The organism is Streptomyces sp. PU-14G (assembly GCF_041028275.1).
In the GTDB taxonomy this organism is placed as follows: Bacteria; Actinomycetota; Actinomycetes; order Streptomycetales; family Streptomycetaceae; genus Streptomyces.
This window is the reverse complement of record NZ_JASKYT010000302.1, coordinates 1-9,930: the sequence shown is the minus strand read 5'-3', so window position 1 is coordinate 9,930 and position 9,930 is coordinate 1. Positions and strand designations below refer to the sequence as shown.

Genomic DNA, 9,930 nt, shown 5'->3' with positions numbered 1-9,930 from the left:
CGTCCACGCCCCCACCCCCCTCCGAACGCCCCACGGGGCTGCGCGCCTCCTCCGAGCTCGGCGTCTGCGGCCTGCTGCTCGCCGTCGGCGTCCTCGTGCTGGCCGACGCGCTCACCATGGACACCGTCGCCTCCGTGCGCGGCCCCGTCGGCCCCCGCACCGTCCCGCTGGTCGTCGGGGTCGCGCTGCTGGTCGTCGCGGTGCTGCTCGCGGTGGACGTCCTGCGCGGCGGGCGCGGCGAGGCCGAGGGCGGCGAGGACATCGACCTGAGCGAACCCGGCGACTGGCGCACGGTCGCCCTGCTCGCGGGCGTCTTCCTCGCGTTCGCCGCCCTCATCGACCCGCTCGGCTTCCCGCTCTCCGGGGCGCTGCTGTTCTGGGGCTCGGCGTACGCGCTGGGCAGCCGCACCCACACGCTCACCCGCGACCCCCTGATCGCGGCCGGCCTCTCGGTGGTCACCTACGTCGTCTTCCACACCCTCCTCGGCGTGCAGCTGCCGGGCGGACCGCTGATGGGGGTGCTGTAACCGATGGACGTCATGCTCTCGGCGAGCTCCCTGATCGACGGTTTCGGTACCGCGCTCACCCCGCTCAACCTGCTGTGGGCCGCCACCGGCGTCCTGTTGGGCACGGCCATCGGCGTGCTGCCCGGCATCGGTCCCGCCATGGCCGTCGCTCTGCTGCTGCCCGTCACCTACGGGCTCGATCCGACAGCCGCCTTCATCATGTTCGCCGGCATCTACTACGGCGGCATGTTCGGCGGCTCGACCACGTCGATCCTGCTCAACACCCCCGGAGAGAGTGCCGCCGTGATCGCCGCCATCGAAGGCAACCCGATGGCCAAGTCGGGGCGCGGCTCCCAGGCGCTGGCGGCAGCGGCCGTCGGCCACTTCGCGGGCGGCATGATCGGTACGACGCTGCTGGTCGTCCTCGCGCCGACCGTCGCGGACCTGGCCGTGGACATCGGCGCCCCCGACTACTTCGCCATCATGGTGCTGGCCTTCATCGCCGTCACCTCCGTCCTCGGCTCCTCCCGCGTCCGCGGCTTCGCCTCCCTGCTGATCGGGCTGACCATCGGGCTGGTCGGCCTCGACCAGATGACGGGGCAGCAGCGGCTGACGTTCGGCAGCCTCCAACTCTCCGACGGCATCGACGTGGTGATCGTCGCCGTCGGCCTCTTCGCCATCGGAGAAGCCCTGTGGGTGGCCGCCCACCTGCGGCGCGGCTCACAGGGCGCCATACCGGTGGGCCGTCCCTGGCTCGGCCGCGACGAGCTGCGGCGCACCTGGAAGCCGTGGCTGCGCGGGCCCGTCATCGGCTTCCCCTTCGGCGCGATCCCGGCCGGCGGCGCGGAGATACCCACGTTCCTCTCCTACATCACCGAGAAGCGGCTCTCGAAGAACAAGCAGGAGTTCGGCAAGGGCGCCATCGAGGGTGTCGCGGGCCCCGAATCGGCGGCCTCCGCCTCGGCGGCGGGAACGCTGGTCTCCATGCTGACGCTCGGCCTGCCCACCACGGCCGTCGCGGCCGTGATGCTCGCCGCCTTCCAGCAGTACGGCATCCAGCCGGGGCCGCTGCTGTTCGAACGCGAACCCGAGCTGGTGTGGGGGCTGATCGCCTCGCTGTTCGTCGGCATGGTGATGCTGCTCGTCCTCAACCTGCCGCTCGCCCCCGTCTGGTCGAAGCTGCTGCGCGTCCCGCGGCCCTACCTGTACGCGGGCATCCTCTTCTTCGCGGCCGTCGGCGCCTACGCGGTGGGCGGCGAGGCGATCGACCTCGTCATCCTGCTGATCATCGGCCTCATCGGCCTCATGATGCGCCGCTACGGGCTGCCCGTGCTGCCCGCCATCATCGGCGTCATCCTCGGCCCCAACGCCGAGCAGCAGCTGCGCAGGGCTCTGCAGATCAGCGACGGCAGTGTCACGGGGCTGGTCAACACGCCCTTCGCGGTGACGGTCTACACGGTCATCGTCGTCCTTCTCGCCTGGCCGTGGCTGAAGCGACTGCTGCCGGGCGCGCGCCGACGCGAGGGGCAGCGCGAGCACGTGGGGAACGGCGGCTGAGCCAGGCGCGCTGCCCCCGCGCCTCCGCGCTGCCGCACACCTCGCCACGCGGTCGGCTGTTGAGCATCCCCGCCGCCGGCCCATCCCGCCGTACACCGAAAGGAAGACACGCACGCCGGGCGCGGGCCTCCGAGAACCGGAGGCCCGCGCCCTTCTGCGTTCGGCCCCGACCTCGCGCGAATCGGTCCCGGCCCCGCGCGGTTCGATCCCGGCCCCACGCGGTTCGGCCCCGACCCCGCGCGGAATTGGTTTGGTAAAGTAACTATTAACGCTTTCTTGACTACCTCTTTGCCTGATCATGTGCAAGAGGCCGGACGCCAGGAGGAGCCATCAGCTTGCCGACGCCCGACCACCACACCACCGCCCGCACGTCCCTCATCTCCCCGGGGGACTGAGCATGGGCCACGCCGACACCCTGCTCGCCATGGGCGGCGCCTTCGTCGCCGCCGCCGTCCTCGCCCGCCTCGGCAACCGCATCGGCCTGCCGACGATCCCCCTGTTCATCCTCGCCGGCATCCTTCTGGGTCCCCACACCCCCGGCTACGTCCTCGTCGACGACCCCCACGAGCTGGAGATGCTCTCCGCGCTCGGCCTCGTCCTGCTGCTCTTCTACCTCGGCCTCGAGTTCCACATGGAGGACCTCAAGGCAGGCGGCCGCAAGATGGCGCTCGCCGGCGGCCTCTACCTCGCGTTGAACGTCGGCGCCGGACTCGGCTTCGGCTTCGCCCTCGGCTGGGGCACCTCCGAGGCGCTCGTCCTCGCCGGGGTGCTGGGCATCTCGTCCTCGGCCATCGTCACCAAGACGCTGGTCGACCTCGGCCGCCTCGGCAATCCCGAAACCAAACCCATCCTCGGCATCATCGTCGTCGAGGACATCTTCCTCGCCCTCTACCTGGCGGCGCTCCAGCCCGTCCTCACCGGCGCCGACGAGGCGGGAACCGCGCTCCTCCAGATCGCCAAGGCCTTCGCCTTCCTGCTGGTGCTGGGCCTCGCCGCCCGCTTCGGCACCCGCGTGATCGGCAAACTGTTCGCCACGCGGGACAACGAACTCCTCGTCATCTCCTTCCTCGGCGCCGCCGTGCTGGTCGCGGGCGTCGCGGAGGAATTCGGCGTGGCCGACGCCATCGGCGCCTTCATGGTCGGCCTCATGCTCGGCAACACCGCCTCGGGCGACCGCATACGCGAACTCGTCCACCCGCTCAGAGACGCCTTCGGCGCCATCTTCTTCTTCGGCTTCGGCCTGTCCATCGACCCCGGCGACCTGCCCACGGTCCTGGTCCCCGTGCTCCTGGCGGTCGCCCTCACACTGGTCATGAACGTGCTGGCGGGCCTGTGCGCCGCGCGCGTCTACGGGTTCGGACCGCGACCGACAGCCAACGTCGCCACCACCCTGCTGGCCCGCGGCGAGTTCGCCCTCATCCTGGCCACCATGGCCGCGGCAGCCGGCCTCGACGACCGCCTCGCCCCGTTCATCGCCGGCTACGTCCTCATCCTGGCCGTGCTCTCCCCCCTGATCACCGGCCAGACCTCTCGCATCCCGGCAAGCCCGTCCTCCCCGAAGGAACCCCCCGCCGACGCCGCCACCCAGACCTCCGCGGTCTCTGCGGTCTCCGCCGCCTCCCCGGCCTCCGAAGGGCCGACGGGGACCGGGGACCCACCGGCCCGGCCGTCCTACGCGGAACCCCCGGCCTGACCCGGCACGGCCACGACCGCGACACACGGGCCCCGGCCGGGGGGGGCGAGCGGGCCCCCGGCCGGGGCCAACAGCAAGAGACGGGCCGAAACAGCTGACGACGGGCGCGGCCTCGACGCCCGGCGGCCGGCGCGACGGCCACGGCCGGAACGCCGATCGACGGCCGCGAGGGCCGGGAGGCCCGTGGCCGTGAGCCCCGTGGCCGTGAGGCCCGTGTGACCCGTGGCCGTGAGGCCCGTGTGTCCCGTGCCGTGAGGCCTAGCGGCGGGCGTGGCGCCCGCGGCCGGGGCGGTTCTGCGAACCCGACGGGTCGTCCGACGGGGCCGACGGGTCCTGAGGCGGCGCCGAGGGGCCATGCGGCCCGCCGTCCCCGCCGTAGGGGCCCCCGCCGTAGGGGGCACCACCGTACGGGGCACCACCGTACGGGGCACCACCGTACGGGTCACCGGCGGCGGGAGGCTGCGGTGCTGCGGGCCGCCCGTACGGGTCCTGTGGCGCCGCGCCCTCGTGCGGGCCCGGGTACACCGGGGCACCGTCGCCGTAGGGCGCGCCGACATCGCCGTGGGCCGGACGGTGTCCCTGCTGCCCGTAGGCGCCAGGTGATCCGGGAGCACCCGGGGCACCATGGCTGCCCGGCGCGCCATGGCCCGGGCCGTGGCCGTAGGCGCCCGGAGTGTTGCCGGCGCCCGGGCCGTAAGGCTGCTGGGAGTAGCCCGCCCCATGGCCGTAAGGCCCGTTCGGGTCCTGGGGACCGGGCCCCGGGCGAGCCGCGCCGTGGCCCGGCTGAGGAGCACCCGGCTGAGCACCCGCCTCCGGTGCGTACGCGCCGTGCACGTGGTGGCGGGCGGGGTGCCCGCCGGGGCCGGGGCCCTGTCCGGCACCAGAGTGGCCGTGGCCCTGGCCACCGCCGGGCGTGCCCGGCGTGCCCGGCGTGCCCGGCGTGCCCGGCGTGCCCGGCGTGCCCGGCGTGCCCGGCGTGCCCGGCGTGCCCGGCGCCGGAGGATGGGCCTCGTCGGTCGCGGGAGAGGCGGAGGACTCGGTGTTTCCCGCAGAGCCCTTACCGCGATTGCGCAGGTACTCGATCACGATCGGGACGACCGACAGCAGCACGATGCCGACGAGGATCAACTCGATGTGCTCGTGGACGAAGTCGATCTGGCCGAGCGCGGCGCCCAGCAGGGTCACGCCCGCCCCCCACAGCGTGCCCCCGATGATGTTGAAGAGGACGAACGACCGGTACTTCATCCCGCTCACGCCCGCGATGATCGGTGTGAACGTGCGAACGACCGGGACGAACCTGGCCAGGACCAGCGACTTGGGGCCGTGCTTCTCGAAGAACTCGTGCGCCTTCTCGACGTTCTCCTGCTTGAACAGCCGGGAATCCGGTCGCTTGAACAGCGAGGGCCCGACCTTCTTGCCGAACAGATAGCCGGCTTGGTCACCGAGCACAGCGGCGAGCACGATCAGCAGACACATCAGCCACAGCGGCATGTCCAGCTGGTCGGTCACGATCAGGAGGCCCGTCGTGAACAGCAGCGAGTCGCCGGGCAGGAAGAAGCCGATGAGCAGGCCCGATTCCGCGAAGACGATCGCCAGGATCCCGACCGGGCCGAACGTGTTGATCAAGAAGTCCGGATCCAGCCAGCTGGGTCCTAGTGCGAGGTTGGTCACGGAGGGCTCCTGATCAGGGGCGCGAGTGGGAGGGCACCTCCCGGCCGGGACTGGGGGAGGGCGGCGCGGACAGCACGCGGGCCGTATCGGACGCTACACGCTACCAACGCGCCCCCCTCACCCGCCGTTCCCGAGCGCGCCCCGGGGAGGAGAGCGCGTCCGCACCGGTGCACCGGTGGTCGGCCCCGCAGACGGCAGCCTCGGATACGGCCGCCCCACAGACGGCAGCCTCAGAGACGGCAGCCTCAGAGACGGCAGCCTCAGGGACGGCAGCCACACAGACGGCAGCCCCACATGCGGTGGCCCCGTACGGAGCACGCCCACATGCGGCGATCCCCCACGCGGCGGGTCCCACACGCCGCGTGCCCGCACGGGCGTTCCCTCCGGGCCCGGGGCCCGCTAGCTTCCCTCTCACCGAGTCCGCGCGTCCGCATCCCGGACGCACCACGGACATGGAGCACCACACGCCGAACAGCCGTTCCCCGAAAGGACCACGACTGTGTCCGTACCGCTCCGTTCCCGCTCTTCCCTCGGCTCCTTCCGCAAGAGATGCGGCAGAAGCGCCGTCGCCGCCGTCGCGGCTGCGGCCCTCGCCACCCCGCTCATCCTCGCGTCCACCCCGGCGGGCGCCACCCCGCACCAGCCCCCGCATCCGCGTCCGCATCCGTCGGACGCGGCGAAGGAGGGCGACAAGCTCGCCAGGAAGCTCGTGCAGCGCACCGGTGCGAAGGGCGCGCGGCGGCACCTGACGGCCCTCAGCGCCATCGCGAGGGTCAGCGACGGCAACCGGGGCGCCGGTTCCAAGGGTCACGACCGGTCGGCCGCGTACGCGGGAGCCCTGCTGAGGGCGGCCGGCTACAAGGTGTCGTTCCAGGAGTTCGAGTTCACTTTCCGCGAGACCCTCGCGGAGAAACTCACGGTGCTCGGGTCCGAGCAGCGCGACGTTCCGCTCACGCTGATGACGTACACGAAGAGCACGCCGGAAGGGGGCGTGGAGGCGCCCGTGGCGGCGGTGCCCGTGGACGCGGACGGCTCCAGTGGCTGCGACGCGGGCGACTACGCGCAGGGCACGTTCGAGGGGCGGATCGCGTTGATCCAGCGCGGCTCGTGCTCGTTCGCGCAGAAGCAGGCGGAGGCCGCGGAGGCCGGCGCTGTCGGTGCCGTCATCTACAACAACGAGGAGGGCGCGCTCAACGGAACCCTCGGCAGCCCCGACGACGCCCGCATCCCGACCGGGGGCATCACCAGAGCCGACGGCGAGGCGCTGGCCGAGCAGGCCGGGAAGGGCGGGGTCACCGTCAGTCTGGAGGTGCGCGAGTTCCAGGAGCAGCGCACGACGCACAATGTCCTCGCGGAGACGCGGGGCGGCGACGCGGACAACACGGTGATGCTCGGCGCCCACCTGGACTCCGTTCCCGAGGGGCCCGGCATCAACGACAACGGGTCGGGCTCGGCGGGTGTCCTGGAGGCGGCTCTGCAACTGGCGAGAGCCGACCACAAGGGCAGGCATGCCAACAAGGTGCGTTTCGCGCTGTGGAGCGCCGAGGAACTGGGCCTGCTCGGAGCCGAGCACTACGTGGAGCAGCTTCCGCAAAAAGAGCGCGAGAAGATCGCGCTCTACCTGAACTTCGACATGATCGCGAGCCCGAACTACGGGGTGTTCGCCTACGACGGTGACGACTCCGACGAGACCGGTTCGGGTCCGGGGCCGAAGGGTTCGGCGGCGCTGGAGAAGGACCTGGTGGACTTCCTCGCCACCCGCGGCCTCCAGACGCGCGGCACCGACTTCGACGGCCGCTCCGACTACGGGCCCTTCATCGCGGCGGGCGTTCCGTCGGGCGGCACGTTCACCGGTGCCGAGGGGGTGAAGACCGCCCAGGAGCAGAAGCTGTGGGGCGGTACGGCGGGTGACGCCTATGACGGCTGCTACCACCAGGCCTGCGACACCCTCGACAACATCGACATGCGCGCGTTCGACGCCAACGTGAAGGCCATCGCCAACGCCGTCGGCCACTACGCCTGGGACACCAGCGGACTGCCCGGCGGTGCCGAGCGGCCGGCCGCCGAGCGCAAGACGGCCCCGGCCGGACCGGCGTACGGCCCCTACAAGGGGGCGCGCCTGTTCCGCTAGTCGCCGTGGGGATGCCGAACGATCTCGGCAGGCGTTCCGTTGTCCACAGCCTGTGGACAACGGAACGCCACGGCGAGCCACGACGGAGTCGCGGGCGCCTCCATACCCCCCTGTCGAGCCGCTGGGACCGCCGAGCCACCAGGCCACCCACGTCCTGCCCGCTTTCCCACCGCTTTACGGGCAGATCGTCCGGATTGCGCCACGGTCGTGAGGCTGCGCCCGGTACCGGTGGCCCGGTAGGCTTTCCGTGTGATCTTCAAGCGAATCGGAAACGGGCGGCCGTACCCCGACCACGGCCGGGAAAGCACCCGTCAGTGGGCGGATGTGGCCCCGCGACCGGTGCGCCTTGACCAGCTCGTCACCACCAAGGGCCAGCTCGACCTGGAGACTCTCCTCGCCGAGGATTCGACGTTCTACGGCGACCTGTTCGCCCACGTCGTCAAGTGGCAGGGAGACCTCTACCTGGAGGACGGGCTGCACCGCGCCGTCCGCGCGGCCCTCCAGCAACGCCAGGTGCTGCACGCCCGCGTGCTCGAACTCGACTGAGCACCGTGCGCCGGTGCCCGTCCGCCAAGGGATGCGCACACGTCCCCCGTTCGGGTACGCATCCTGACGAGTCATTGATCATCTAGTAGGCACTACTGCCCTTGGCCATTACCCTGCGCACATGAGCATGCTCACTCCTCCGGGCCTGGGCGGAAAGTACCGCGTCAGGGGCGACCGTTACCCACGGATGCGCAGGCCACGGCGGAGGGGGAGAATCCTCGCGGCCTCGCTGTCGGGGGTGGCGGCCCTGGCGGTGCTGGGGTGGGGCACGCTCCAGCTCGTCGACATCTTCTCCGCCGACGAACCCGCCAGGGCCGCCGACCGCCACGCCGAAGCCGCCGACTGTGCCTCCCCCGCCGCGGCCGTCCAGCCCGGAGCCCGCGGCCGTGCGCCCCTCCCGGAACCCGGCGACGTCACCGTCAACGTCCTGAACGCCACCTCACGCACGGGACTGGCCGGGGATACCGCCGACGAGTTGGAGAAGCGCGGCTTCACAGTCGGCAAAGTCGCCAACGCGCCCGCCGGGCTCGCCAAGAAGGTGAAGGGGACGGGCGTTCTCATCGGCGCTCCGGGCGCCGAGAACACGGCACGCCTGAAGACTCTGGCCACCCAGCTGAAGGGCGAGGAGATCCGCTACGACGAGCGGGACGGCGACGAGCTCGACCTCGTCCTCGGTGAGAAGTTCAGCAAGCTGACCGAGGAGAAGGCCGCCACGGCCGCTCTCGCCGGACCAGCAGCCCCCGAACCGTCCGCCTCCGCGTCCCACGACCCCGCCGCCTGCTGAACCTGAGCCCGCCCTGCGGGCGGTACCCGACGGGACGGCGACACGAAGGCGAACGAAGCACCCGGGGACCTGGGTGCCCCAGACGCCTGGAGGCCTGGGTGCCTGGGCCCCCGCAGACCTGGGCGCCCGGGACCGCCCGGGGGCGCAGGCGGGAGGCCGGGCGCGGGCGCGGAAACACGGGCACGGGCGCGGGTGCGGGAGACCGGGCGCGGGAGGGTGAGGCGCACGCCCGACAGCGGGTGCGGGAGGCCGAGGCACCGGAGCACGGGCGCGCGAGCCCGCGTGCGGAAGCCCCAGTTGCGGAAGCCCGAGCTGCGTAAGCCCTGGCGGCGGAAGCGGCCAGCGGAAGCGGCCAGCGGGAGCGCGCGCGGAGGTGCTAGCCCGCGGTTCCGTACATCCGGTCGCCCGCGTCGCCGAGCCCCGGGACGATGAAGCCCTGCTCGTTGAGGCGCTCGTCCACCGAGGCGGTCACGACGGTGACCGGCGTCCCGGCGAGGTCGCGCTCCATGACGGCCACACCCTCCGGGGCCGCCAGCAGGCAGAGCGCCGTCACGTCGTCGGCGCCGCGCCGGATCAGCTCCTTGATCGCGGCCACCAGCGTGCCGCCCGTGGCGAGCATGGGGTCCAGTACGTAGACCTGGCGGCCGGACAGGTCGTCGGGCATGCGGTTCGCGTACGTCGAGGCCTGGAGGGTCTCCTCGTCGCGGATCATGCCCAGGAAGCCGACCTCGGCGGTCGGCAGCAACCGCACCATCCCCTCCAGCATCCCCAGCCCCGCACGAATGATGGGCACCACCAGGGGGCGCGGGCGGGAGAGCTGCACGCCAGTCGTCCGGGTCACCGGCGTGGTGATTCCGACCTCCTCGACGCGCACGTCGCGTGTGGCCTCGTACGCGAGCAGCGTCACCAGTTCGTCCGCCAGGCGGCGGAAGGTGGGCGAGTCGGTGCGCGCGTCGCGCAGGGTGGAGAGCTTGTGCGCGACCAGGGGGTGGTCGACGACGTGGGTCCGCATACTTCGACAGTATCCGAGGCCCCGCCCGCC

8 protein-coding genes are annotated in these 9,930 nt (G+C 72.2%); 6 read left to right on the top strand and 2 right to left on the bottom strand.

Annotated elements, in window-relative coordinates; genetic code table 11:
• From AB8Z75_RS26715 to AB8Z75_RS26705, 3 genes are all read left to right on the top strand, one after another.
• Nucleotides 1-527 (top strand): tripartite tricarboxylate transporter TctB family protein (locus AB8Z75_RS26715; RefSeq protein ID WP_369206297.1); only part of this gene is annotated, 527 nt, incomplete at its 5' end.
• Between the two features lie 12 nt (nt 528-539).
• Nucleotides 540-2,063, top strand: a complete 1,524-nt coding sequence (locus AB8Z75_RS26710; protein WP_369206301.1) for a tripartite tricarboxylate transporter permease — start codon at nt 540-542, stop codon at nt 2,061-2,063.
• Between the two features lie 424 nt (nt 2,064-2,487).
• The gene (locus AB8Z75_RS26705; protein ID WP_369206299.1) at nt 2,488-3,756 is read left to right on the top strand and encodes a cation:proton antiporter; all 1,269 of its coding nucleotides are present in this window, start codon (nt 2,488-2,490) and stop codon (nt 3,754-3,756) included.
• A gap of 258 nt (nt 3,757-4,014) precedes the next feature.
• Here the strand turns inward: AB8Z75_RS26705 and AB8Z75_RS26700 are convergent, their stop codons facing one another.
• Nucleotides 4,015-5,427, bottom strand: a complete 1,413-nt coding sequence (locus AB8Z75_RS26700) for a VTT domain-containing protein (protein ID WP_369206295.1) — start codon at nt 5,425-5,427, stop codon at nt 4,015-4,017.
• A gap of 499 nt (nt 5,428-5,926) precedes the next feature.
• Between AB8Z75_RS26700 and AB8Z75_RS26695 the strand changes: the two genes are divergently transcribed.
• From AB8Z75_RS26695 to AB8Z75_RS26685, 3 genes are all read left to right on the top strand, one after another.
• Nucleotides 5,927-7,558: a M28 family metallopeptidase gene (locus AB8Z75_RS26695; RefSeq protein WP_369206293.1), complete on the top strand. Its 1,632-nt coding sequence runs from the start codon at nt 5,927-5,929 to the stop codon at nt 7,556-7,558.
• A gap of 249 nt (nt 7,559-7,807) precedes the next feature.
• The gene (locus AB8Z75_RS26690) at nt 7,808-8,104 is read left to right on the top strand and encodes a type II toxin-antitoxin system VapB family antitoxin (protein ID WP_003999914.1); all 297 of its coding nucleotides are present in this window, start codon (nt 7,808-7,810) and stop codon (nt 8,102-8,104) included.
• A 121-nt stretch (nt 8,105-8,225) separates the two neighbouring features.
• Nucleotides 8,226-8,888: a LytR C-terminal domain-containing protein gene (locus AB8Z75_RS26685; RefSeq protein WP_369206291.1), complete on the top strand. Its 663-nt coding sequence runs from the start codon at nt 8,226-8,228 to the stop codon at nt 8,886-8,888.
• 376 nt (nt 8,889-9,264) lie between these two features.
• Here the strand turns inward: AB8Z75_RS26685 and upp are convergent, their stop codons facing one another.
• Nucleotides 9,265-9,900 carry a uracil phosphoribosyltransferase gene (gene upp / locus AB8Z75_RS26680; protein WP_369206289.1) on the bottom strand — a complete coding sequence of 212 codons (636 nt, stop codon included), beginning with the start codon at nt 9,898-9,900 and terminating at the stop codon, nt 9,265-9,267.
• Nucleotides 9,901-9,930 lie beyond the last annotated feature (30 nt).

What these genes read in the sequence shown, in the direction of transcription:
- AB8Z75_RS26710 (WP_369206301.1), top strand. Translation starts at nt 540, where the DNA reads ATGCTCTCGGCGAGCTCCCTGATCGACGGTTTCGGTACCGCGCTCACC.
- AB8Z75_RS26685 (WP_369206291.1), top strand. Translation starts at nt 8,226, where the DNA reads ATGAGCATGCTCACTCCTCCGGGCCTGGGCGGAAAGTACCGCGTCAGG.
- AB8Z75_RS26705 (WP_369206299.1), top strand. Translation starts at nt 2,488, where the DNA reads ATGGGCGGCGCCTTCGTCGCCGCCGCCGTCCTCGCCCGCCTCGGCAAC.
- upp (WP_369206289.1), bottom strand. Translation starts at nt 9,900, where the DNA reads ATGCGGACCCACGTCGTCGACCACCCCCTGGTCGCGCACAAGCTCTCC.